The organism is Vibrio sp. 10N.222.55.A1 (assembly GCF_041473835.1).
GTDB lineage: Bacteria > Pseudomonadota > Gammaproteobacteria > Enterobacterales > Vibrionaceae > Vibrio > Vibrio crassostreae_C.
Window position 1 is genome coordinate 25,207 of the sequence record NZ_JBFRSX010000042.1, and the last position, 23,481, is coordinate 48,687.

General features: G+C 45.6%; 22 protein-coding genes and 1 riboswitch. Of the genes, 13 read left to right on the forward strand and 9 right to left on the reverse strand.

Annotated elements, in window-relative coordinates; translation table 11 throughout:
* Positions 1-14: 14 nt before the first annotated feature.
* The 11 genes from kdsD to mgtE all read left to right on the forward strand — a co-directional run bounded on the left by kdsD (position 15) and on the right by mgtE (position 8,287).
* Positions 15-986 (forward strand): arabinose-5-phosphate isomerase KdsD, encoded by a 972-nt coding sequence (gene kdsD / locus AB4493_RS13745; RefSeq protein ID WP_017058917.1) that lies wholly within the window; start codon positions 15-17, stop codon positions 984-986.
* Positions 986-1,543: a 3-deoxy-manno-octulosonate-8-phosphatase KdsC gene (kdsC, locus tag AB4493_RS13750; RefSeq protein ID WP_017058916.1), complete on the forward strand. Its 558-nt coding sequence runs from the start codon at positions 986-988 to the stop codon at positions 1,541-1,543. Before kdsD ends, kdsC begins: the two co-directional genes overlap by 1 nt.
* Positions 1,540-2,103, forward strand: coding sequence for an LPS export ABC transporter periplasmic protein LptC (gene lptC / locus AB4493_RS13755; RefSeq protein WP_372155193.1), 564 nt, complete (start codon positions 1,540-1,542; stop codon positions 2,101-2,103). The genes kdsC and lptC overlap by 4 nt, the downstream gene beginning before the upstream one ends.
* On the forward strand, positions 2,084-2,578 hold the full coding sequence (gene lptA / locus AB4493_RS13760) for a lipopolysaccharide transport periplasmic protein LptA (RefSeq protein ID WP_017058914.1): 495 nt from the start codon (positions 2,084-2,086) through the stop codon (positions 2,576-2,578). Before lptC ends, lptA begins: the two co-directional genes overlap by 20 nt.
* 2 nt (positions 2,579-2,580) lie before the next feature.
* Positions 2,581-3,306: an LPS export ABC transporter ATP-binding protein gene (lptB, locus tag AB4493_RS13765; RefSeq protein ID WP_004735304.1), complete on the forward strand. Its 726-nt coding sequence runs from the start codon at positions 2,581-2,583 to the stop codon at positions 3,304-3,306.
* Between the two features lie 54 nt (positions 3,307-3,360).
* Positions 3,361-4,821: an RNA polymerase factor sigma-54 gene (locus AB4493_RS13770; RefSeq protein WP_017058913.1), complete on the forward strand. Its 1,461-nt coding sequence runs from the start codon at positions 3,361-3,363 to the stop codon at positions 4,819-4,821.
* A 62-nt stretch (positions 4,822-4,883) separates the two neighbouring features.
* Positions 4,884-5,171, forward strand: a complete 288-nt coding sequence (hpf, locus tag AB4493_RS13775; protein ID WP_372155194.1) for a ribosome hibernation promoting factor — start codon at positions 4,884-4,886, stop codon at positions 5,169-5,171.
* A gap of 1 nt (position 5,172) precedes the next feature.
* The gene (gene ptsN / locus AB4493_RS13780) at positions 5,173-5,634 is read left to right on the forward strand and encodes a PTS IIA-like nitrogen regulatory protein PtsN (RefSeq protein ID WP_004738707.1); all 462 of its coding nucleotides are present in this window, start codon (positions 5,173-5,175) and stop codon (positions 5,632-5,634) included.
* A gap of 1 nt (position 5,635) precedes the next feature.
* Positions 5,636-6,505, forward strand: a complete 870-nt coding sequence (gene rapZ, locus AB4493_RS13785; RefSeq protein ID WP_371725136.1) for an RNase adapter RapZ — start codon at positions 5,636-5,638, stop codon at positions 6,503-6,505.
* A 2-nt stretch (positions 6,506-6,507) separates the two neighbouring features.
* Complete coding sequence (locus tag AB4493_RS13790; RefSeq protein ID WP_008220439.1) at positions 6,508-6,783, forward strand: HPr family phosphocarrier protein; 276 nt, start codon at positions 6,508-6,510, stop codon at positions 6,781-6,783.
* A 148-nt stretch (positions 6,784-6,931) separates the two neighbouring features.
* Positions 6,932-8,287: a magnesium transporter gene (gene mgtE, locus AB4493_RS13795; RefSeq protein ID WP_017058911.1), complete on the forward strand. Its 1,356-nt coding sequence runs from the start codon at positions 6,932-6,934 to the stop codon at positions 8,285-8,287.
* A 97-nt stretch (positions 8,288-8,384) separates the two neighbouring features.
* Here mgtE and pmbA read toward each other — a convergent pair whose 3' ends face one another.
* Positions 8,385-9,728, reverse strand: coding sequence for a metalloprotease PmbA (gene pmbA, locus AB4493_RS13800; protein WP_372155196.1), 1,344 nt, complete (start codon positions 9,726-9,728; stop codon positions 8,385-8,387).
* Between the two features lie 118 nt (positions 9,729-9,846).
* Here pmbA and yjgA point away from each other — a divergent pair, with 118 nt between their 5' ends.
* Positions 9,847-10,371 carry a ribosome biogenesis factor YjgA gene (gene yjgA, locus AB4493_RS13805; RefSeq protein WP_017069408.1) on the forward strand — a complete coding sequence of 175 codons (525 nt, stop codon included), beginning with the start codon at positions 9,847-9,849 and terminating at the stop codon, positions 10,369-10,371.
* 106 nt (positions 10,372-10,477) lie between these two features.
* Here the strand turns inward: yjgA and thiQ are convergent, their stop codons facing one another.
* From thiQ to mpl, 5 genes are all read right to left on the reverse strand, one after another.
* A complete protein-coding gene (gene thiQ / locus AB4493_RS13810; RefSeq protein WP_171733235.1) occupies positions 10,478-11,182 on the reverse strand; it encodes a thiamine ABC transporter ATP-binding protein in 705 nt (234 codons plus the stop codon).
* Complete coding sequence (gene thiP / locus AB4493_RS13815) at positions 11,182-12,795, reverse strand: thiamine/thiamine pyrophosphate ABC transporter permease ThiP (protein ID WP_017058907.1); 1,614 nt, start codon at positions 12,793-12,795, stop codon at positions 11,182-11,184. Before thiP ends, thiQ begins: the two co-directional genes overlap by 1 nt.
* A 92-nt stretch (positions 12,796-12,887) precedes the next feature.
* On the reverse strand, positions 12,888-13,880 hold the full coding sequence (gene thiB / locus AB4493_RS13820; protein WP_017058906.1) for a thiamine ABC transporter substrate binding subunit: 993 nt from the start codon (positions 13,878-13,880) through the stop codon (positions 12,888-12,890).
* Positions 13,881-13,933: 53 nt separating this feature from the next.
* Positions 13,934-14,053: riboswitch (TPP riboswitch) on the reverse strand.
* 43 nt (positions 14,054-14,096) lie between these two features.
* The gene (locus AB4493_RS13825) at positions 14,097-14,720 is read right to left on the reverse strand and encodes a flavin prenyltransferase UbiX (protein ID WP_016787846.1); all 624 of its coding nucleotides are present in this window, start codon (positions 14,718-14,720) and stop codon (positions 14,097-14,099) included.
* Positions 14,721-14,758: 38 nt separating this feature from the next.
* Positions 14,759-16,117, reverse strand: a complete 1,359-nt coding sequence (gene mpl, locus AB4493_RS13830) for a UDP-N-acetylmuramate:L-alanyl-gamma-D-glutamyl-meso-diaminopimelate ligase (protein WP_372155199.1) — start codon at positions 16,115-16,117, stop codon at positions 14,759-14,761.
* Between the two features lie 270 nt (positions 16,118-16,387).
* Here mpl and fbp point away from each other — a divergent pair, with 270 nt between their 5' ends.
* Positions 16,388-17,398, forward strand: a complete 1,011-nt coding sequence (gene fbp, locus AB4493_RS13835; RefSeq protein WP_017063728.1) for a class 1 fructose-bisphosphatase — start codon at positions 16,388-16,390, stop codon at positions 17,396-17,398.
* A gap of 87 nt (positions 17,399-17,485) precedes the next feature.
* Here fbp and AB4493_RS13840 read toward each other — a convergent pair whose 3' ends face one another.
* Genes AB4493_RS13840 through AB4493_RS13850 form a run of 3 tightly spaced genes read right to left on the reverse strand, consistent with a single transcriptional unit; the run spans position 17,486 to position 23,328 of the window.
* A complete protein-coding gene (locus tag AB4493_RS13840) occupies positions 17,486-17,842 on the reverse strand; it encodes a gamma-glutamylcyclotransferase (protein WP_017069403.1) in 357 nt (118 codons plus the stop codon).
* Between the two features lie 18 nt (positions 17,843-17,860).
* A complete protein-coding gene (locus AB4493_RS13845; protein ID WP_136979532.1) occupies positions 17,861-21,619 on the reverse strand; it encodes a translocation/assembly module TamB domain-containing protein in 3,759 nt (1,252 codons plus the stop codon).
* Positions 21,616-23,328 (reverse strand): autotransporter assembly complex family protein, encoded by a 1,713-nt coding sequence (locus AB4493_RS13850; RefSeq protein ID WP_065584316.1) that lies wholly within the window; start codon positions 23,326-23,328, stop codon positions 21,616-21,618. Before AB4493_RS13850 ends, AB4493_RS13845 begins: the two co-directional genes overlap by 4 nt.
* Between the last annotated feature and the right edge of the window lie 153 nt (positions 23,329-23,481).

The window sequence follows — 23,481 nt, forward strand, 5'->3', positions numbered from 1 at the left end:
ACTTGGAGTATTTGATGTCTCAGCCATTTGATTACCGCAGCGTTGCAAAACAAGTTTTGGAAACCGAAGTTGCAGGTCTCACTCAATTAGACCAATATTTTAATGATGATTTTTGTAAAGCTTGCGACCTTATCCTGAACAACAAAGGCAAAGTCGTTGTGATGGGCATGGGTAAATCAGGCCACATTGGCAACAAAATCGCAGCAACATTGGCAAGTACCGGGACATCGGCTTTCTTTGTTCACCCAGGCGAAGCGGCGCATGGCGACTTAGGCATGATCGAACCTGGTGATATTGTGATTGCAATATCCAACTCCGGCGAATCGGGAGAAATCCTCAGCCTATTTCCTGTGTTAAAGCGTCTGAGCATCAAGATCATCAGCATGACAGGCAAGCCAGCATCAAACATGGCAACCCTGTCTGATATCCATTTACAAATTTCAGTACCGGAAGAAGCTTGTCCGCTGGGCTTAGCACCAACAACAAGCACCACGGCGACCTTGGTCATGGGTGATGCATTAGCCGTTGCACTTTTGCAGGCTCGAGGCTTCACCGCTCAAGACTTTGCCCTGTCTCATCCTGGTGGCGCTTTAGGTCGTCAGCTGCTGTTGAAGCTCGACGACATCATGCACACAGGCGATTCACTTCCTGTTGTAGCACCCGACGCACTAGTAAGAGACGCTCTACTAGAGATATCTCAGAAAGGCTTAGGCATGACAGCAATCGTTGGTGAAGATGGCCAAATGGCCGGTATTTTTACCGATGGTGATTTACGCCGTATCTTAGACAAACGCGTTGATATCCATAACACGCAGATCGGTGATGTGATGACGCTAAACCCGACGGTAGCCGAGCCAAACATGCTCGCGGTTGAGGGCTTAAACTTGATGCAAGCGAAGAGCATCAATGGCCTGATGTTATGCCAAGAAGGTAAATTAGTCGGAGCGTTAAACATGCATGACTTACTGAAAGCAGGAGTAATGTAATGACACAGACAGTCGAAACTCTATACGGCACTGTTAATTCAGATGTATTTGCAATTGCAAAAGAGATCAAACTGCTGATTTGCGATGTCGATGGTGTCTTCTCTGATGGTCGCATCTACATGGGCAACAACGGTGAAGAGCTGAAAACCTTCCACACTCGTGACGGTTACGGTATCAAATCACTGATGAACGCAGGCATTGAAATCGCGATCATCACGGGTCGCAAATCTCAAATTGTTGAGAATCGTATGACCGCTCTAGGCATTAAGCTGATTTATCAAGGTCAAGACGATAAAGTTAAGGCATACCAAGATATTTGCGATAAGCTTTCTGTAAACCCTGAAAATACAGGTTACATCGGAGACGATCTGATTGACTGGCCTGTAATGGAAAAAGTTGGCTTGAAGGTCTGTGTGGCAGATGGGCACCCGCTACTTGCAAAGCGTGCAAACTACGTGACAACCATTAACGGCGGTCATGGCGCGGTACGTGAAGTCTGTGACCTTATTTTACAAGCAAGAAATGAACTCGACGTGCATAAAGGTTTAAGCATATGAGTTTTAATCGTATTATCTATTTAATACTCATATTTATTGCCTCTTGGTCGACCTATTACTTGTACGACAAAGAGCAAACATCAACGATACAAGTGGCTCCAAATTTGGAGCTGCCCGCGTTTAGTGGCAAAAGCCTGAACAACATTAGCTACGACGAAAGCGGTATTCGCAGCTATCAGGTTGAATCGACGTATTTAGAACACTACTCAGTAGTTGGCGATACGCACTTTCAAAACCCAGTTCTTTCGGTATTCCGTGAAGGGCACACGATTGAATGGCAAGTCACCGCTGATCGCGCGATTATGGATGAGAATCAAGTTGTCACGTTTTATGACAACGTCGTGGCAAAGAACCTGTTGCCAGAAGCCAGCTTCGATACAATGACCACAGATAAAATGGTTGTTGAGCTGCCTAGCCGAGATTTTTATTCAGAGACTCCGGTCCATATGATCGGTACATTTTTTGAAACTGAGGGACAAGCAATGAAAGGTAACTTCGGTACCAACAATGCAATCCTCTTTAATTCTGTTCAAGGTAGATATGAAACTCTTACACCTTAGTTTATTCGCTTTGACCCTTGCGGCACCTAATGTCTATGCTCTGTCTTCGGATAGTGAGCAACCTGTCTACATTGACTCAGACAGCCAGCAATTGGATATGAAAAGTAACCAAGTGACTTTCCTTGGTGATGTGAACCTTAAACAAGGCAGCATCAATATCAATGCCGATAAGGTTATTGTTACTCGTAACGCCGTAAACGGTGAGATTGAAGAAATTCAAGGCTTCGGTAAGCCAGCAACCTTCTCTCAGCTTACTGACGACGGTAAGACACTCTACGGTGAAGCTGACGACCTGCACTACCAGCTTGTTGCCGACCGACTGATCATGACTAAGAATGCGATGTTATCTCAAGATGGCAGCATCATTCGCGGTTCTAAGATCACTTACCAGATCGGTTCTCAGAAATTAGTCGCTGACAGTGGTGAAAACAAACGAGTGTCAACGGTTTTACAACCAACGGAAGTGAATAAGTAACGATGGCTGTTCTTAAAGCAAAAAACCTAGCGAAAACCTACAGTAAACGTAAGGTTGTTACCGATGTAAGCTTACAGGTAGAGTCAGGCCAGATCGTCGGTCTGCTTGGGCCTAACGGTGCAGGTAAAACCACATCTTTCTATATGATTGTTGGTTTGGTGGCGCGTGATGAAGGTACCATCAGCATTGATGACCGAGACATCAGTATCTTACCAATGCACAGCCGCTCTCGTCTTGGTATCGGTTACCTGCCTCAAGAAGCATCGATTTTCCGTAAGTTGTCCGTAGAGAACAACATCATGGCGGTTTTACAAACCCGTGATGAAATGACCAACGAACAACGCCAAGATAAGCTGGAAGACCTGCTAGAAGAGTTCCACATCCAACATATCCGCACCAGCAATGGTATGGCTCTGTCGGGTGGTGAGCGTCGTCGTGTAGAGATTGCTCGTGCACTAGCAGCAAACCCGCAGTTCATTCTATTGGATGAACCATTCGCCGGTGTTGACCCGATCTCAGTAATCGATATCAAAAAAATCATTGTTCACCTGCGTGATCGCGGCTTGGGCGTTTTGATTACCGACCACAACGTTCGTGAAACATTAGACGTGTGTGAAAAAGCTTACATCGTAAGCCAAGGACACCTGATCGCTGAGGGTACTCCTGAAGATGTTCTCAATAACGAACAAGTTAAACAAGTTTATCTAGGCGAACAATTCCGTCTATGATTATATAGAGAGTATCGAGAGTTCTAAGAATAATAACTAGGTAAGTCACACTGAATGAAACCCTCATTACAACTTAAGCTAGGCCAACAGTTAGCAATGACTCCTCAATTGCAGCAAGCGATTCGTTTGTTGCAATTGTCTACTTTAGATTTGCAGCAAGAGATTCAAGAAGCACTTGAATCTAACCCACTACTCGATGTCGAAGAAGGCAATGAAGATACGCCAACATCGGAAGAAAAACCTAGCAGTGACGAAAAAGAAACTGTTGAAGCCACAGAGCAAGACTTACCTGATAGCTCAGACTTAATCGAAAAATCAGAGATTGGCAACGAACTAGAAATCGACACAACTTGGGAAGACGTCTACAGCGCGAACACCGGTAACACGGGTATTGCGATTGATGACGACATGCCGGTTTATCAAGGCGAAACCACTCAAAGCCTGCACGATTACCTACTTTGGCAACTCGACTTAACGCCATTCACTGACACCGACCGAAGCATCGCTTTTGCATTAATCGATGCCATCGACGACTACGGCTACCTCACTGTAACTTGTGAAGACATCCTTGAAAACTTCGACAATGAAGAGATCGAGCTTGATGAAATTGAAGCGGTACGTAAACGAATTCAGCAGTTTGATCCGCTAGGTGTCGGTTCAGTCAACCTGCAAGATTGCTTGTTACTGCAACTGGCAACCTTTCCCCAAGATACGCCTTGGCTTAACGAAGCTAAGTTAGTACTTACTAGCCATATCGACCAACTCGGCAATCGCGATTACAAACTGGTTATCAAAGAGACCAAGTTGAAAGAAGCAGAACTACGTGAAGTTTTGCAACTGATTCAACAGCTGGACCCTCGTCCTGGCAGTAAGATTACTCCGGATGAAACTGAGTATGTGGTTCCAGATGTATCTGTCTTCAAAGACCTTGGCAAATGGTTAGTGACCATTAACCCTGATAGCGTGCCTAAGTTGAAAGTGAATCAGCAGTACGCTGATCTGGGCAGTAAAGGCAACAGCGCCGACAATCAATACATCCGCTCAAATTTGCAAGAAGCAAAGTGGTTAATTAAAAGCCTAGAGAGCCGAAATGAGACGCTACTCAAAGTTGCGCGATGCATTGTTGAACATCAGCGTGATTTCTTCGAACATGGCGAAGAAGCGATGAAGCCAATGGTTCTTAATGATGTTGCGTTAGCTGTTGATATGCACGAATCCACGATCTCTCGTGTGACGACTCAAAAATTCATGCATACGCCACGTGGCATCTTCGAGCTCAAATACTTTTTCTCAAGCCATGTCAGCACTGACAATGGCGGTGAATGTTCATCTACAGCAATTCGCGCACTCATCAAGAAGCTTGTCGCAGCGGAAAATACCGCGAAGCCTCTAAGTGATAGTAAGATTGCTGCTTTACTGGCTGACCAAGGAATTCAGGTAGCTAGACGTACCATAGCGAAATACCGTGAGTCTCTGGGCATTGCCCCATCGAGTCAGCGTAAACGCCTGCTATAAGCTCATTTAGTCGCTAGTTACTTAGCAACTATGATCAGGCAACCAACTGAAAAGGAAAGTCTATGCAAATCAATATTCAAGGCCATCACGTTGATCTTACCGATTCAATGCAAGACTATGTTCACACCAAATTCGACAAACTTGAGCGCTTCTTTGATCATATCAATAGCGTTCAGGTTGTTTTAAAAGTTGAGAAAATCAATCAAATCGCAGAAGCTACCCTGCATATAAATCAGGGGGAAATCCATGCGACAGCAACAGATGAAAGCATGTATTCCGCGATTGATTCATTGGTTGATAAACTCGTCCGCCAACTCAACAAGCACAAAGAAAAGCTAAGTAGTCACTAACATGCAATTAAGCGAAGTACTTTCATTGGACTGCACCAAAAGTGCAGTCCAATGCACAAGCAAAAAAAGAGCCCTTGAGCTCATCAGCCAGATAGCAGCTGAGAGCTGCGGTCAAGATTCAACAGAGCTATTTGAGTGTATGTTGAGCCGTGAGAAGATGGGCAGTACCGGTATTGGTAATGGTATCGCGATTCCCCATGCTCGTATGAATGTCAGTGATAAAGCGATAGCTGTATTACTGCAATGCCAAGATCCTATCGAATTTGATGCGATTGATAATCGTCCTGTCGACCTACTATTTGCCCTGCTTGTTCCTAGCGAACAATGCAAAGAGCATCTAAAAACCCTTTCTTGTATGGCAGAACGACTAAACGACAAGCAGACTCTTAAACAGCTGCGTAATGCTCAGAGCGATCAAGAGCTTTACGACATCATGATTCAAGTGCCAACTTGCGAGCAATAACATGCGATTAATCGTGGTTAGTGGCCAATCAGGGGCCGGTAAAAGTGTTGCGTTACGAGTCCTAGAAGACTTGGGGTATTACTGTGTCGATAATCTACCAGTAAACCTGCTCAACAACTTTGTCGAATCGGTACGCGAAAGCAACCAAAACGTTGCGGTAAGTATTGATATACGTAACCTACCGAAAGAGCCTCAGTTAGTCACCGACACGCTCGAGCAACTCGAGTCAGCTACAAACATCGATGTTGATGTATTGTTCCTCGATGCCAGCAAGCAGACACTCCTTAAGCGCTACAGCGAAACCCGCAGAATCCACCCTTTATCAATTGGCCAAGAAAAGCTCTCTCTTGAGCAAGCGATTGATTTAGAGAAGACACTTCTGACACCTCTCGCAGAGCACGCCCGCATTGTGATCGACAGCAGTGACTGCAACCTCTACGAATTGAGTGAAAAGGTTCGATTTAAAGTTGAAGGCAAAGAGAAGCAAGAGCTGATCATCGTCTTTCAATCTTTCGGTTTTAAGTATGGCTTGCCAAGTGATGCCGACTACGTGTTTGATGTTCGCTTTTTGCCGAACCCTCACTGGGAACCTGCACTACGACCACTAACCGGGCTAGATGCACCAATTCACTCCTTTCTAGAAGAACACTCAGAAGTTCTGGAACTCAAGCAACAGATCCAAGGCTTTGTTGAACAGTGGTTACCAATGTTAGAGAAAAACAATCGCAGTTACCTAACGGTAGCCATTGGTTGTACTGGTGGTAAGCACCGCTCGGTCTATCTAACCCAGAAGATTGGTGAGTACTTCGAACAACTTGGTCATCAAGTTCAAATCAGACATGCCTCTTTAGAGACGCACCAACAGGGCTAACCATGGAATTAACTCGAACTGTACTGATCCAAAACCGTTTGGGTCTTCACGCTAGAGCGGCCGTAAAGTTGGTTGAGCTTGCACAAAGCTTTGATGCCACTATCACAATTCATAGTGAAGAAGATAAAAGTGCCACCGCAGACAGCGTAATGGGACTATTGATGCTGGAGTCAGCCCAAGGCCAACACATCACGATTCAAGCTTCGGGTACTGATTCACAACAAGCACTTGATGCCGTTTGCCACCTTATCGAAGATAAATTTGATGAGGGTGAGTAGCTAAGACGCTTTACTCACAACACCGCAAACTCAAACGGTGAACCAACCTATATTAAATCTTAGTTCTACCTAAGTTTATGATTTAAATAAGCCCTAGAATTAAGTTACTATTCCAAGCATTGTAAGAATAATGAGATAGGAGGAAAATATGGCAGAGCAATTAGAATTCGACCAAGCTCACCAAACCCTCCAAGAAGTCAGCGAAGCCCTAGAAAACGGCCGATTTGTTCACGTACGCCGACAACTTCAGGACATGGAGCCTGAAGATATTGCACACCTTTTAGAAGCCTCCCCTCGCAAAAGTCGTGACGTACTCTGGCAACTCACCGATCCTGAAGACTACGGTGAAATTCTTGATGAACTAAACGAAGACGTCAAAGATGCTCTTGTGTCGAAAATGGCACCTGAGACCTTGGCAGAAGCAACCGAAGGTATGGAAACCGATGACGTCGCGTACGTACTTCGAAGCCTACCCGACGATGTTTCTCGCGAAGTCCTTTCTCAAATGGACTCCGTCGATCGTGCATTAGTTGAAACTGCCCTGTCGTACCCTGAAGATTCAGCGGGTGCGATCATGAACACCGACGTAATCACGATTCGTGGTGATGTCGATGTTGACGTTGTATTGCGCTACATGCGTATGCGTGGCGAACTGCCGGATGCAACTGATGCTCTGTATGTTATTGATGAAGAAGAACGTCTTATCGGTAACCTATCACTTACCACGCTAGTAACGACTCAACCTGATGTCCCTGTTTCAGAAGTGATGGATGATGCCGACGAAGCGATCGCGGTAGAAACCAGTGCGTCAGATATCGCGAGCCTGTTTGAACGTCGTAACTGGGTTTCTGCGCCTGTCATCGATAGTAACCAGCACCTTGTTGGTCGTATCACCATCGATGACGTGGTTGATGTTATCCGTGAAGATGCCGAACACTCAATGATGAGTATGGCGGGTATGGACGATGACGAAGATACCTTCGCACCGGTCGTAAAATCTGCTCGTCGTCGTAGTGTGTGGCTTGGTGCTAACGTACTCGCAGCACTGGCGGCAGCATCTGTATCAAACATGTTTGAAGCAACGCTCGATCAAATGGCAGCGATTGCGGTTCTGATGACTATCGTGCCTTCGATGGGGGGTGTTGCGGGTAACCAAACCGTTGCTCTGGTGATTCGTGGTTTGGCACTCGGTCATATCGGTGACAGTAACAAACGCGAACTGCTACTCAAAGAGGCAGCCATCGGCTTCCTAAACGGCGTTCTATGGGCCGTTATCATTGGTGGTATCGTGGTGGCTTGGAAAGGTAACTGGATACTGGGAGGCATCATCTCAGCGGCGATGATGACCAACTTGATTGTCGCAGGTATTGCTGGTGTAACTATCCCAGTGATGTTGAAGAAGATGAATATCGATCCAGCCCTTGCTGGCGGTATGGCACTGACCACAGTAACCGATGTTATTGGCCTATCGGTGTTCCTAGGCTTAGCGACCATACTGATCTAGTTAGCAGAAGCAGCTAGCCAATTTTTGGCGACATACAGAAAACAAAAAGGGAGCCATTGGCTCCCTTTTTTAATTCAATCAATTAGTGTTAATTGAATTACTCGCCTGCGACTTTCATTGACTCAAGCAAGATAGAACCCGTTTGAATTTGCGAACGTGTTTCTACGTCATTACCAACCGCAACAATCTGAGTAAACATGTCTTTTAGGTTACCTGCGATTGTTACTTCTGATACTGGGTATTGGATCTCTCCGTTTTCAACCCAGAAACCCGCAGCGCCACGTGAATAATCACCCGTTACGGTGTTTACGCCTTGGCCCATCACTTCAGTGACTAGGAAGCCAGTACCCAACTCTTTTAGCATCTGCTCAAAGTTTTGACCGGTCGATTTAACGAACCAGTTATGAATACCACCAGCATGACCGGTTGGCGTCATATCCATCTTACGTGCGGCATAGCTCGTTAGTAGGTAAGTTGCTAGCACACCGTCAGTGATGATTTCACGATCTTGAGTGAACACACCTTCGCTATCAAATGGGCTTGAAGCCAAACCACGTAGGATGTGAGGACGCTCAGAGATATTGAACCAATCAGGTAGGATTTTCTGACCTAAATAATCCAATAAGAAAGATGACTTACGGTAAAGGTTGCCGCCACTGATCGCCATCACAAGGTGACCGATAAGACCTGTCGCAACATCGTTAGCGAACATAATTGGGTATTGGCCTGTTGGTAGCTTTTTCGCATCCAAACGGCTAATCGTCTTTTCTGCAGCTTCCTGACCTACACGCTCAGGCGTCCACAGTTCGTCACGGTGACGTGCAACGGTGTAGCTGTAGTCACGTTCCATTTCACCATTAGCGCCTTGTCCAATCACGCAGCAGCTCGTGCTATGACGGCTTGAAGCGTAGCTGGCTAGTAAGCCATGACTGTTACCGTAAACCTTAACACCGTAGTGACTGTCGTAGCTCGCGCCATCACTCTGTTTGATCTTATCGCTATAAGCGAGCGCTTGCTTCTCAGCTGCAATCGCAATCTCAGCGGCATAGTCAGGGTTAGGCTCGTCAGGGTGGAAAAGATCCAAGTCTGGAATTTCTTTTACCATGTATTCTTTTGCTGCAGGACCTGAAAACGGGTCTTCAGATGTGTACTGAGCGATATCAAGCGCGGCTGCTACCGTTTGAGCAATAGCCTTCTCACTCAGGTCAGATGTAGATGCGCTGCCTTTTTTCTGGCCGCGATAAACAGTAATACCAAGTGCACCATCACTATTAAATTCAACGTTTTCCACTTCACACATACGTGTTGAAACACTTAAACCCGTTGACTTAGTAATAGCAACTTCAGCGGCGTCGGCACTCACAGAGGCCATGTCCAACGCTTTTGCTACTGCGGCTTCTAGCTCAACTCTTTGCTGGGCGACTTGCTGTTTTACATCCATATCTATTCTAATTTTGTAGGTCAATATTACGTAGGATAACAAGAATTTCGCTTTCTCCCCAAGATTCTTGCTAAAATAGGCAATATATTCGTTTGAGATAGTGACATAGGCAGAAAAGATGGCTCGCAAAAACCAAAAAGCCCCATGGGAACCAGAAGAAGAAATCATCTGGGTAAGTAAGACAGAAATGAAAACCGACATGGAAGCGCTACAAAAACTGGGGGAAGAACTTGTTTCCCTGAAGCCTTCTGTATTAGACAAGTTTCCTCTGTCTGAAGATTTGGCACAAGCGATTAAAGATGCACAACGCTTTAAAAATGAAGCGAAGCGCCGTCAACTTCAATACATTGGTAAAGTAATGCGCAATGTTGATCCTGAGCCAATTCAAGCGGCTTTGGATAAAGTACGTAACAAGCACTCGCAAGCAACCGCTGAACTGCACAAGCTTGAGCAACTGCGTGATCGCGTTGTTGCTGAAGGCGATGCTGCCATTTCAGAAGTCATGGACATGTACCCTGAAGCAGACCGTCAGCGTCTTCGTCAGCTAGCTCGCCAAGCTAACAAAGAGAAATCAGCGAACAAGCCAGCAAAGGCTTCTCGTGAAATCTTCCAAATCTTAAAAGAGCTAAAGCTAGAAGACTAATCTTTGTCGCTTTATTCTGTAAGACAATAAAAGACCTAGCGCATGCTAGGTCTTTTTGTTTTCTACGTACTCAATATCAGAGAGATTAAACAAGAGTGATGAATCGTCACTCACCCGCTTTAACAAATGAGCTTAACTCTGGCTGTGGATGATCCGCCGTCAGTGCCTCTATCGAGTCTTCAACCAACACCTTACCTAGCGCCACAAACACAAACTTATTCGCGATACTGCGTGCGTCACCTAAATGGTGAGTCACCATCAAGACCGTAATATTTCGCTCTGCCGCTAATCGCTTCACTAAGCTAAGCATCTCTTCAAGCAGCAAAGGATCAAGCGCAGAGAAAGGTTCATCAAGCAGCCAAATATCATGAGGTTGGACAAAACAACGCGCTAACGCAACACGCTGGCGTTGACCGCCGGATAAGTGCTCAGGCAACCTATCCAAATACTCAGCGACGCCAACTTGCGCTGCGGCTTGCTCCACAGCTTGCTTTTGGGTTGCAGTAAGCTTTAAACCTGGATGCAGACCTAAACCAATATTTTCTCGCACCGTAAGGTGAGCAAACAGGTTGTGCTCTTGAAACAACATCGCCAACGGACGCTGATGTGCTTCTTTACCAATAAGCGACTGCCCAGCCACTGATATCTCACCCGATGTAGGCTCGATGAAACCAGCAACTAGCGCCAACAGTGTAGACTTACCCGCACCACTCGGCCCCATAAGCGCAACAATATCGCCCTGCTCAGCTTGAAAATCAAAGCTAAACAACTCTCTGTGATAATGGTAATCCACATCTTTCATCACTAACATCATCGGTTCCTTAATTCTTTAGCATCGAGCTTAGATCTTCGAGTAAATAAGAATTCTATTAAGCTAAAACTGCCGACACTCAGTAACAGTAAGCTCACAGAAACTACCGCCGCCGCTTCCATTTGATAGCTGCCTAACAATTGGAATAGGTACAAAGGCAGAGTTCTAAAATCTTGGCTACCAAACAAAGCAATCGCGCTTAAGTCACCCATCGCCAACATAAAGCTAATCGAGAAGGCTTGCGCCATCGGCTTACGCAATGCTCGCCACTCCACTAACCTAAAACGCGTGAAACCTGTCATACCCAAGCTTGCACACACATACTGGTACTGCTGAGACAAATGCAGCATAGGTTGAGCTAGGGTTTTAATTACGTAAGGCAGCGCCATTAAGCTGTTGACGGCAATCACGATAAAGAAAGCTAAACTGAATACATCGGTGAATGAACGCAGTAATAAGAAGATACCCGTACTGATCACCAGCCCCGGAGTCACCAAGATAATAGTGCCAATCAGCTCGATTTTATCGGCTCGAAAATTCTTGTTCTGTAAACGCCATGCTCGGCTAGTCAGTAGTATGGCGATACCAATACCAACTGCGATAACACTTGCTAATGACGCGACTTTAACCGAGGTCATTAACGCCGCCCAAAACGGCTCGCTGCTGAGTACGGTTAATGCCTGCGAGTTAATTCCACTGACGATAACCATAGCTAATGGCGGCAATACCAGCATTGAGACTATGATGATCCAAAAGCTATCCCAAGCTTTTGACCACCAGCTGTCCTTAACCAAATATTTCTCTTCAGACAACTGACTGGCCGTCACTGAAATAGGCTTCGATAGGCGTTGAATGCTCACCGCTAGCACACCACACAGCAGCATTTGCCATATCGCGAGCAAGGCACCAGCTTGAAGGTCAAAGTCGAATTTAATCGCCTGATAAATAGCGAGCTCGATAGTGGTTGATTTAGGTCCACCGCCTAGCGCCATCACGGTAGCAAAGCTGGTAAAACACAACATGAAGACTAAGCCACACACATGTGGTAATTGCTGTCTTAAGCGAGGCCATTCAACCCATCTGAATTTGTTCCAATGACTCATACCCAAGTGAGCACAAAGCTTGTGTTGCTCGGCAGGCACGGTATCTAACGCTTGCAGAAGTAAGCGACTGGCATAAGGCAAGTTGAAGAAAACGTGCGCCAGCAAAATACCATTCAATCCGTATATGGAAAATGGCAATTCAATATCGAAGTTCGCCAAAAACTTAGCTAACCAACCACTATTGCCATAGATCGCAAGTAAGCCAAATACACCCACTAACACTGGCAGGACTAAGGTCGACGCGAACAGCCTTAACAACAAAGCGCGTCCAAAAAATTGTCTACGACACAGCGCATGAGCAATAGGTATAGCAAAGCCAACACTCAGCACCGTTGAGAGTGTCGCCTGATAAAAACTGAATTTCGTTACATGCCAATAGTAGGGATCGGACCATACTTGGCTGATATCAAGAGAAGGGGCATTGCTAAGCAATGCCCCAACTGCTGAAACCACGAAGGCGGTAATGAGTATCGCTACCCAAATCCCAACCTTAGGTGTTTTCTTTATCATAGATTGATTTTTTACCGTAAATGGTTCGCTCAGTTAACATCGAACAAACCTTTAAATACAGAAAGTTAGAAAGCTAATTTTTTAAAAGCAAATTAAAAAGTAAGTGCACTCTGCCATTCACGAATCCATGGCTTACGCTTAGCTGCAATTTCTTCGGGCGTAAAGCTTAGCGCTTTCTGAGGAACCGTAAGTTGCTCGAACCCTTTTGGAAGCTCAATATCGGTCACTGGGTACATCCAGTTGCCTGTTGGCATCGCCGATTGGAATTCATCACTTAGGATAAACGCCATAAACTCATCAGCAAGCTTTTCGTTCTTGCTGCCTTTAACCTTAGCGGCCACTTCCACTTGAGTGTAATGCCCTTCTTCGAAGCTTGCTGCTGCATACTTAGAATCGCTTTCAGCAATAATGTGGTAAGCCGGAGACGTTGTATAAGACAACACTAAATCCGACTCGCCTTCTAGGAACATAGAGTAAGCTTCAGACCAGCCTTTGGTTACAGTCACTGTTTTCTGAGCAAGCTTCTTCCATGCTGCTGTCGCTTCATCACCGTATACTGATTTCATCCAAAGCATCATGCCTTGGCCTGGCGTTGATGTACGTGGATCTTGGTAGATAACCTTAAGATCATCACGCTGCTCAACCAGTTCTTTCAAGCTCTTCGGCGGGTTTTCCAGTTTCTCTTTATTGTAAACAAAAGCAAAGTAGCCAAAGTCATAGGGTACAAAAGTGCTGTCGTTCCAACCATTAGGAAGCGTTACCGATGACGTATCAACATTATGCTCAGCCAATAAGCCCGTCGCTTTCGCTTCAGCCATCAGGTTGTTGTCGAGACCTAGCAAGATATCGGCTTTGCTGTTGCCGCCCTCAAGACGTAAACGGTTCAGAATAGACACGCCATCTTCTAGAGCGACAAAATTCACATCACAACCACACTTCTCTTCGAATGCTTTTTCAACGGCAGGACGAGGGCCCCAATCCGCAGCAAAAGAGTCATAGGTGTATACAGTCAAAGTGTTGTCTGCAGCAAAGGCAGAAAAAGAAATAGCTGTAGTAACAGCAAGGGTAGTTAATGTGAATTTCACTGGACGCTCTCCATGGTCTGAGCGGCACAGGTTTGAGGGAGGAGAACGGTAGAGGTTGTTCCTAACTCAATTCCTACGCCAGCATTATCTGGTTCAGGTTTACGGGTCCCAAGCACCTGCTTGATCTCAGCTCGCATTCATTATTTGAATGGTTCGCTCCCCGATGAGTGTTCAGAATTGTAATTTGATTTTTAACAATAAGCTATCAAGTTTGGATCAATTACGTTGATCGTAACCCCAACGTGGCACTAAACCTTGTTCGATACCAAGGTGATCTAGAATACGCGCCACCATAAAGTCGACCAGATCTTCAATTGACTTGGGTTGATGATAAAAACCCGGAGCTGCAGGCATGATCGTTACGCCCATGGTCGAAAGTTTGTGCATGTTCTCGAGATGAAGCGTCGAAAATGGCGTCTCGCGAACCACCAACAACAATTGGCCTCGCTCTTTCATGACTACGTCTGCTGCTCGCTCAATCAGGTTATCTGATAGACCATGAGCAATCGAAGCCAAGCTTCCCGCTGAACATGGACAAACGACCATCTGTTTAGGTGCTGCTGAACCAGAGGCAACCGGCGAGAACCAATCATCTTTGCCACACACCACCAGCTTTTCTGGGTCGCAACCTAAATGCTTAACTAAAGCTTGTTTCGCAGCATCTGGCCCAGCAGGTAACTTAAGTTCATGCTCGGTCGCCAACACCACTCGAGCTGCCGACGATATCAGCAAATAAACCTGATAATCTGCCGCCAGTAGGCATTCAAGTAAACGCAGTCCGTAAGGCGCACCAGATGCGCCAGTGAAAGCGAGGGTTATCGCTTTATCGTGTTTTGTCATGTTCTCAATTACTTCAAATTATAAGGTCGTGGATGCCGTTAGCCTTTGAGTGCCAATCCATCCAACAGTTTTTGATGAATGCCACCAAAGCCACCATTACTCATTACCAAAATTTGGTCGCCAGCTTGTGCCTCTGAGACAATTTTAGCAACGAATGCATCCATGTCATCACTCACGTGTGCCGGTTGGTGACAAGCGTCTGCAACATCTTGAACTGACCAATCAATGTTATCCGGTTGGAATAAGTAGGTAGAATCCGCCTGCTTCAACGAATCAGCCAGTATTTCTTTGTGCACACCACGTTTCATGGTGGCAGAACGAGGCTCTAAAACGGCAATGATTTTCTTAGTGTCGACCTTATTACGTAATCCCCCGAGCGTAAGTTCAATCGCCGTTGGATGATGAGCAAAATCGTCATAAACAGACACACCTGCCACCTCGCCTTTAAACTCCAAACGGCGCTTAGTATTAATAAAGGTAGCTAGTGATTCACAAGCAAGGTCAGGTGTCACGCCCACATGACGTGCAGCTGCAATCGCCATCAAAGCATTATTTACGTTGTGGTCGCCCACTAAATCCCAATTTACGGTTCCAACACATTCATTTTGGAAGTAAACCTCAAATTGAGAGCCATCTTTGACCAGTTTCTTGGCATCCCAGTCGCCTTGCTCGCCACTCGATTCAGTTTCACTCCAACAGCCACGAGCTAGAACATCTTGAATAGCGCTGTCTTGCTTGGGTGAGAAAATACGACCATTGCCTGGCACAGTTCGCACTAAATGATGGAATTGACGTTTGATCGCTTCAAGATCGTCAAAAATGTCGGCATGATCGAACTCAAGGTTATTCATCACTAAGGTTCTTGGGTGGTAATGAACGAACTTAGATCGTTTATCGAAAAAAGCACTGTCGTATTCGTCGGCTTCTACCACGAAGAACATGCTTTCACCAAGGCGAGCAGAGATACCAAAGTTACCCAACACTCCGCCAACTAAGAAGCCCGGTGCATAGCCACAGTCTTCCAAGATCCAAGCCAACATGCTTGATGTCGTGGTCTTACCGTGCGTTCCCGATACCGCTAACACCCAACGGTCATGCAGTAAGAACTCTTGCAACCACTGAGGACCAGAGGTGTATCTAAGGTTGTTATCCAACACATACTCAACACACGGATTACCGCGGCTCATTGCGTTACCGATAACCACGAGATCTGGCCTTGGTTCTAATTGGCTAGGGTCGAACCCTTCAATAATTTCAATCCCTTGTGATTCCAACAAGGTGCTCATTGGTGGGTAAACATTCGCGTCACTACCCGTAACCTTGTGACCTAATTGACGAGCCAATACCGCAGCACCACCCATGAAGGTGCCACAAATTCCTAAGATATGAATATGCATAAATTGCTTCCAAACGCTTGGCTAAATAAACAGTGCCTAATTAAAACGGCTTGCACTCATTATCATTAAATGGCGATTAAAAGCGAGCGGCAATGCAAAACAAATTGAGTCGACATAGTAAGTGAGATCTGTGTCGCTTAGTTCATTACCATTAAAAAGATCTAACCTTTAGAATTTAGGTAAGCGTCTAGATGAATAAAGCCCACTCAAGAGGCCGAATCTACAGTGCTCAAATCCCCCCTAATATTGAGAGAAGTTTAAGGAAATAACATGTCTGAGATGCGCACCCTTGGTGAGTTCATTGTTGAGAAACAGAGTGACTTCCCCCATGCAAGCGGTGATCTATCATCCCTTTTGTCGTCTATTCGACTTGCTGCAAAAATTGTTAACCGTGAGATCAACAAGGCTGGCCTAGTCGACATCACTGGCGCTGTTGGTACAGACAACGTGCAAGGTGAAGAGCAGCAAAAGCTAGACCTTTACGCGAACGACAAATTTAAAGCGGCTCTAGAAGCCCGTGACCAAGTTTGTGGTGTTGCAAGTGAAGAAGAAGACGAAGCTGTCGCCTTCAATAAAGAGCTCAACAAAAACGCAAAATACGTTGTACTGATGGATCCACTAGATGGCTCATCAAACATCGATGTAAATGTATCGGTTGGTACAATTTTCTCTATCTACCGTCGAGTATCACCGATCGGTACACCACCAACACAAGAAGATTTCTTACAGCCAGGACACAAGCAAGTAGCCGCGGGTTACGTGATTTACGGTTCTTCAACCATGCTTGTATACACAACAGGTGCTGGCGTAAATGGCTTCACCTACGACCCATCACTGGGTACCTTCTGCCTATCTCATGAAAACATGATGATTCCAGACGAAGGTAAGATTTACTCAATCAACGAAGGTAATTACATCCGCTTCCCTACGGGTGTTAAGAAGTACATCAAGTACTGCCAAGAAAATGAGCCAAGCGACAACCGCCCTTACACATCACGTTACATCGGTTCTCTAGTATCAGATTTCCACCGTAACCTTTTGAAAGGCGGCATCTACTTGTACCCAAGCACGCAAAGTCACCCTCAAGGTAAACTGCGTCTGCTTTACGAGTGCAACCCTATTGCTTTCCTTATGGAGCAAGCTGGCGGTATTGCATCAGACGGTGCACAGCGTATCATGGATATCAAACCAACTGAGCTACACCAACGTGTGCCTTTCTTCGTTGGTTCAACAAAAATGGTACGTAAAGTAGAAGAGTTTCTTGAGCTGAACCCTGAGTAACCCTCTCATTTCATTCTCAAACTAACGCTATTAAAAAGCCAGCACCTCAGTGCTGGCTTTTTGTTGTCTCGTAAGGTGATTAACTAGTTAGGAATCATTGTTCCGCTGACACCAGTTACCCGAAAGTATTTCTTTATTAGCTGTTAGATCAAGCTGATACAAATATACCCATGCTAATCCAAATATAGTCTCTATTTGCTCGCGACGATACTCAACAGGAACATCTTCTAGCCGATCGAGCGACTCTAAAATTTCGTCGTTAATGATATAGACCTCACCAGCGACACTTTTCTTTCCCAAAATCATCGCCGGATAGGCACCTAAATCAAAAAGTGCGTATTCCTTAGGTGTATCAAACTGCCCTAATAAATCGCAGCCCTGCAAATAATGGTGATTGGACTGACCTTGCCTCAAGGTTCCATAGACAAAAACAAGATGCTGCATATGCCCTCCCATACGGCTCTACTCGAACTCAAATTGATAGAGAAGATCCACAGCACTGTCTAGGCCAGAAACAGCTTCAACATAGAGATCCTGCATCAATCTATAACGAACGGTAAACTCACCTAACGAGTTAAAGATACCCACACCATACTTCACCTGTAAGCCAGGCAGGATGTAACCACTTACCGTCACTTGAGAGTCATCGCCAGAGCCTGCAGTATCCAGTTGCAAGTCCTTTACACCAAAGGCTTCACCGATTTCACCAACAACCTTACCACTCTTCGCTAAACTCAAACCGATTAAAGTCGTTGTCATCGAACCGCTCGACTCACCGTCGATATCTTGGCCACGCAAAATATAAGACAGTGCGTTCGCTTGTGGCATCGCTGGGTCAGAATAAATCTCGATGGTAGGCTCTGTCGCAGGGCCAGTCACTCGAATACCAGCGGTCACGTCATCCTGAGTATTATCAGGATTACGAATCGCGTTGATGGCTACGTATGGCTGATCCGGTGGTCCATTCATTAGGATCTTACCCTCTTCGATCAAGAGGTCTTGCCCGAATGATTGATAAGTACCATCGACGATGTTCACTTCACCTGTAATAAATGGACCTTGGTCTTTTTGAGCCACGTTGAGCTTACCGACCAAATCACCTTCAAGACCGAAGGCAGACAGTTTAAAGTCATCACCAATGGAGATATTAATATTCGTCATCACATTGAATGGATTCGTATCTTCGTTTTCTGGCTCTAGATCTTTATTCAAAATAACCTGATCAGAAGAGACGCCAACCGCTGACGGTGGTAAATCTTCAACAACAATTCGTCCCCATGGTAATGCAATATCACCGGTGATTTTCGCCAGATCTGGTGTGACATCAATAGTCATATCAGGTACGACCTTCACCTTAACCATCGGTGGGATATCAACCATCAACTCATCAGCGAAAACTCTAACGTTCGAATGCCATGCTTTAAGATCTTGCCAATCTCCGGTTCCCTCAATATCAAGGTGACCATCAGGTGTTTCGACATTCGCATCCAGTTTTGCACTATAACCATCAAAGTCGAGGTCGATGCGGCCATCTTTCACATCAACAGGCGTAACATCGCCTTTGACTTGAATACCATCAACAGAGAATTGACCAAAGACTTGAGGGTGCATCAGAGAGCCTTTAACTTGAAGATCACTCTCAAGGTCGGCTTTCAATAAGCTGTATTCACCTAGAATTGGTTGTAAGAAATCAAGATGGAACGTGGTCAGCTTAATTGCCGCATCGACCATTTTGTCTTCGGCAAGAATATCCGGTAACGACACCGTGCCAGACAGGTCACCATTGTCGGAAACATCCAACTTAAAATCGGCATCCAGTTTGTTGTCTTTCAGTTGGGCATTCAATGCAACGCTTTCCCAACCCAGTGTGATTGGCTCACCCACTTGTTGAACAACCTGACCTTTCGGCATATCAACGCTTACCGTGACTTCAGGCTCATCTTGTTCAGACCACTTTGCATGAGCAGTCGCATTGACTAAGCCCTGTAATTGCGTCTCTTTAGGCACAAAGGCTTTAATCTGCTCGAAATCGAATTGATTGATGGCTACCTTGGCCTCACCCGATTTTCCGACACGAACGTCTTCATCCAAACACACGCTCGAACCCGATTGTTTCCAACAGTGCGCTTGAACATCGGCAAACTGTTTATCAACATCCGCATTTATCGCGACAGGTTGATCTAACACCCAAGGGCCTTGCTGAGTGGTGATTTTGACTCTGTCTAACGATCCATACCAAATAAGAGAAGGCTTTTGAATCAACTCTCCGGAAATAGCTAAGCTTGTAGACACGATGTCGGATATCACATCAAGTGTCACTGTGTGTTTCTTCTCACCACCACTCACCGTGAGATCAATGCTTTTTACGCTCTGATCTTGATAGGTTAGGTTGTTAGCTTTTAATTCAAGATCAGCTTGAGCTTCAGGCAATGGCAGAGGAACCACAGAACCATTAAGCGACAAGGATTCTAGTGTTGCTTCGTTATTCCAATCTACCTTATCCACATTTAGAGCGAGATCGACTTCAGGCTTTTTCGTTGGACCACTGAGCTGGATGTTACCAATCACTTTACCTTTCAAATCAGGGACGCTTTTTACAAGCTCAGGGAAGTGAATCTCAACACCCATGTCCCATTTCTTATCAAGCTCACCCTGAGCCTTAATCGAGTTAACACCGTGAGCTAAGCTCAAACCACTGGTTTTCAGTTTTGGTTCACCGCTCGCGCTGCGATCCGACGCTGACAACTGACCTTCGATATCCAGAGGGTATTCTCGCAAGATCCCTTCAATATCCAATTTAGGCAGTTCAATCGCCCAGCCGCCCGCTTCAGTCAACTCACCTGAGGTGACGATGTTTCCACTAATGTTGCCCTCAGCTTCTGGCCACTGCAGACCCGGTTGAATATCTTTGAGTGTCACGTCAGCTTGCCAGTTAACGAGACTCTTCCAGTTCGCTTTAACGACACCGTTAAGCTCACCGCCTAGCGTGTTGAGCTTTAGACGCTCGAGAACAATTTGTTCCGTCGTGCCTTTACCCTGTAGATCGATGGCTAATTCAGGGATTTCCTTACCATCGGCTTCACCTTTAAGAAGAACATTAAAACCATCTAGTGAGCCATCAGCTTTAAATTGCTCAATTGTCGCTTGGTAATCGCTTTTTCCGGTAAGGGGCCACTGTGCTTGTCCGCCCTCTAAAAGAAGGTCAAATGGCAGAGTCGGTTCTAAGGGTTGAATATCCCCAGACAACTTTGCCTCAATCAGCTCAGAAAATTGGGAGTCTAGGTTTAGCTTAGCCACGCTGCCTTGTGCTTTCAGAGACAACTTCTGCCCAACAAGGTCGGTTTCTTTCACCAACGCATCCAAAGAAAGTTCTAGCGGGTAACCGCCCTTGAGCTCAACCTTCGTGGTTAGATTGGCGCTTGCTTGTGGCATATCGAGTTCGAGAGTTGAAACATCAACCGTGTGTTTGCCCGCGCGAGCTTCTAGCCCAAGGTGGTTAACAACGATTGGTGTTTCTTGTTCTAAGGTGAAACGGTTGAGGTCAAAACGCTCCAACACAACCTGCAGAGGAATCCAGACTTCCGGCAATTCGATAGCCGTTTTAACGGCAGCTTTTGGCTCAACCTTTTCTGCTTGCGGTTCTTCTGTCGACTCAGCGAGTTTAACCTTAAGATCATTGAATAAGGTTGGCGATACAGTTAGCTTTTCGCCCTGCATACTCAAAGCCGTAGAGAACAAGCTCCATTCAATTTCATGCCCTAAGATATTCAACTTGATATCAGACAAAGCGATACGGTTGATTACGATTGGCAACGGTGTTTTTACCGATGTTACGGGCGGAGTAGGTTCTGTTTCTTCTGTAGAGGCCGGAGGCAGTTCAGTAAATGCGAAGTCCAATCCTTGAATCGCTAAACGATCGACACACAACTTAGGGTCGAGCAGACAGCGAGGATTAATCGCCAAGTTCAGCTTTTGAACTTTGGTGTCTATATGCAGGCTGTCATCTTTAAACTGAACATTATTAAGCGTAAAGCTCGGGAACAGAGCCCCTTTAGTGCTTTCCACTTTAAGCTGTGGCAACGCTTTTTCAGCGCCCCACAACACAGTGTTCAACCCTGGATTGGTGAACAAAACAAAACCTAGCAAGGCTATCAACAACAGCAAAATAGACGTCAATGAGATCGACGTCCACTTGATGCACTTGCCCATCACTTTGATCATAATTCTGGCCCTAAACTAAAGTGTAACTGGAACTCATCACCTTTTGCTGCATCTAGACCCCAAGCAAAATCTAAGCTCACAGGGCCGACGGGCGACGCCCAACGAACCCCGACGCCGGTACCATGTTTCCATTCAGGTTTATCATTGAAGGCATCACCAATGTCGTAGAATGCTGCGCCCCACCAGTTTCCAACCAAGCGGTATTGGTATTCAAACGAGCTGGTTGCAATGAATTTGGCACCCGTTAGTGCGCCACTTTCATCTCGAGGAGAGATCGACTCATAACCATAACCACGAATGCTATTGTCACCACCAGCAAAGAATCTTAGGGAGGGAGATAGCTTATCAAACTCGTCGGCAAAGTTGCCGCCAAATTGAAGTCGAGTTAAGCCTCGGTGATTGTCGCCAATGCTTCGAATCCAAGCGGTTTGACCTTGAAAACGAACAACCTTAGTTTCAGATAACAAGGTATCATCACCCGCTTCAACCATAATGGTTTGTTTATCGCCCCACATCGGCATCGAACCGCCTCGCGTTCGAGTGCGTGAGAAAGAGATACCCGGCAGCACAAATTGCGCTAAATCATCCTGCAAACCTTGCTCATAGTTTTCGACCAAGTATCGAATGAAGACCGTGCGTTGCCAACCGTTATCCAGTCGCCAATATCTTTCTAGCGCTAAGTTTGACTCCAAACTCTTGGTATCACGATTATCCAAGTTTTTCATACCGTACTTAACTTGATAGTAGTCGTTCAGCACGTCATCCAGAGGGATTTTATAGGTAGCGGTAATTGTCTGTTCAGGTTTAGAAATCGACAGGCTGCTATTGAAGCTATGGCCTTGTTCATTAACCCAAGGTTTTTTCCACTTCAGAGTGCCTTTTACGCCAAGGTCGGTGGATACACCGATACCCGTTTCGATTTGGTTACGAGCTTGCGGAGCAAGGCTAACCTTCATCGGGATCTCTCGGCCTTCGCCTAACTGGCTTAAATCTGGTTCAACAAATACCGAGGAGAACCAATCCGTATTGGACAGGTTTTGGTTGTACTCACCGACTTTGGTGATTGAGTAAGGTTCGCCATCCTCAAATGGTTTAAGTGACTGCACCTTATCTTCTTCTATCTGGCTACCAGTAACCTGAGTAGTACCAAAGTGATAGCGGATACCACTGTTATAATGAAGACGAACATAAGCGCGGTTCAATTCAGGAGCGACTTCTAGCTTACTAAGATCATAAGCACCATCGAAGTAGCCTTTCGCTAAGCCAAGGTTGCGGATCGACGATTTCAAAGAGTCATAATTACCATGATTCAGAGTCGAACCTTTAGACAAGCTACTCTTCGCTATCAAGGCTAAAAAGTCTGGGTCATCCTTGGCTTCACCAGTTAGAACGATATCTGAAGTATAAATAACAACAGGCTCTCCCGGCTCAACCGTAACGGTCATTTCGGTATCATCTTCGGAGTGAGTAAATGTGATTTTAGGGTGGTAGTAGCCTAACGCATTCAGGGCTTCTTTAATCATAGATTCCAAGCGGGATTGGAATCTTAGTGAAACCGAATACTCTTCTTCAGGGATCGCACTCAGATAAGCATCAACATTATCCTCAAGCGCTCCATCTAGCCCTTTGATTTCAAGGGAAACGTCAGCGAAAGCGAGCGTCGATGACAATAGAGTGCCAATCAGAACTGGTAAAGTTTTTCTTATCATGTTTAATTGGTGAAGAAGTTATCAATACGTTAATAAGTGAAAAGAAATAATACCGCTAAATAGGCATTGAGTCTGTAATAAATCCTGGAATAACACGGTCTAATTTAAAGACTTATTCAATATTGACCAACAGTTAATATGAACCCACGTTAA

Excerpts from the sequence above, each read along its gene's own strand:
- kdsD (WP_017058917.1), top strand. The coding sequence starts at position 15 with ATGTCTCAGCCATTTGATTACCGCAGCGTTGCAAAACAAGTTTTGGAA.
- kdsC (WP_017058916.1), top strand. The coding sequence starts at position 986 with ATGACACAGACAGTCGAAACTCTATACGGCACTGTTAATTCAGATGTA.
- lptC (WP_372155193.1), top strand. The coding sequence starts at position 1,540 with ATGAGTTTTAATCGTATTATCTATTTAATACTCATATTTATTGCCTCT.
- lptA (WP_017058914.1), top strand. The coding sequence starts at position 2,084 with ATGAAACTCTTACACCTTAGTTTATTCGCTTTGACCCTTGCGGCACCT.
- lptB (WP_004735304.1), top strand. The coding sequence starts at position 2,581 with ATGGCTGTTCTTAAAGCAAAAAACCTAGCGAAAACCTACAGTAAACGT.
- AB4493_RS13770 (WP_017058913.1), top strand. The coding sequence starts at position 3,361 with ATGAAACCCTCATTACAACTTAAGCTAGGCCAACAGTTAGCAATGACT.
- hpf (WP_372155194.1), top strand. The coding sequence starts at position 4,884 with ATGCAAATCAATATTCAAGGCCATCACGTTGATCTTACCGATTCAATG.
- ptsN (WP_004738707.1), top strand. The coding sequence starts at position 5,173 with ATGCAATTAAGCGAAGTACTTTCATTGGACTGCACCAAAAGTGCAGTC.
- rapZ (WP_371725136.1), top strand. The coding sequence starts at position 5,636 with ATGCGATTAATCGTGGTTAGTGGCCAATCAGGGGCCGGTAAAAGTGTT.
- AB4493_RS13790 (WP_008220439.1), top strand. The coding sequence starts at position 6,508 with ATGGAATTAACTCGAACTGTACTGATCCAAAACCGTTTGGGTCTTCAC.
- mgtE (WP_017058911.1), top strand. The coding sequence starts at position 6,932 with ATGGCAGAGCAATTAGAATTCGACCAAGCTCACCAAACCCTCCAAGAA.
- pmbA (WP_372155196.1), bottom strand. The coding sequence starts at position 9,728 with ATGGATGTAAAACAGCAAGTCGCCCAGCAAAGAGTTGAGCTAGAAGCC.
- yjgA (WP_017069408.1), top strand. The coding sequence starts at position 9,847 with ATGGCTCGCAAAAACCAAAAAGCCCCATGGGAACCAGAAGAAGAAATC.
- thiQ (WP_171733235.1), bottom strand. The coding sequence starts at position 11,182 with ATGTTAGTGATGAAAGATGTGGATTACCATTATCACAGAGAGTTGTTT.
- thiP (WP_017058907.1), bottom strand. The coding sequence starts at position 12,795 with ATGATAAAGAAAACACCTAAGGTTGGGATTTGGGTAGCGATACTCATT.
- AB4493_RS13825 (WP_016787846.1), bottom strand. The coding sequence starts at position 14,720 with ATGACAAAACACGATAAAGCGATAACCCTCGCTTTCACTGGCGCATCT.
- mpl (WP_372155199.1), bottom strand. The coding sequence starts at position 16,117 with ATGCATATTCATATCTTAGGAATTTGTGGCACCTTCATGGGTGGTGCT.
- fbp (WP_017063728.1), top strand. The coding sequence starts at position 16,388 with ATGTCTGAGATGCGCACCCTTGGTGAGTTCATTGTTGAGAAACAGAGT.
- AB4493_RS13840 (WP_017069403.1), bottom strand. The coding sequence starts at position 17,842 with ATGCAGCATCTTGTTTTTGTCTATGGAACCTTGAGGCAAGGTCAGTCC.
- AB4493_RS13845 (WP_136979532.1), bottom strand. The coding sequence starts at position 21,619 with ATGATCAAAGTGATGGGCAAGTGCATCAAGTGGACGTCGATCTCATTG.
- AB4493_RS13850 (WP_065584316.1), bottom strand. The coding sequence starts at position 23,328 with ATGATAAGAAAAACTTTACCAGTTCTGATTGGCACTCTATTGTCATCG.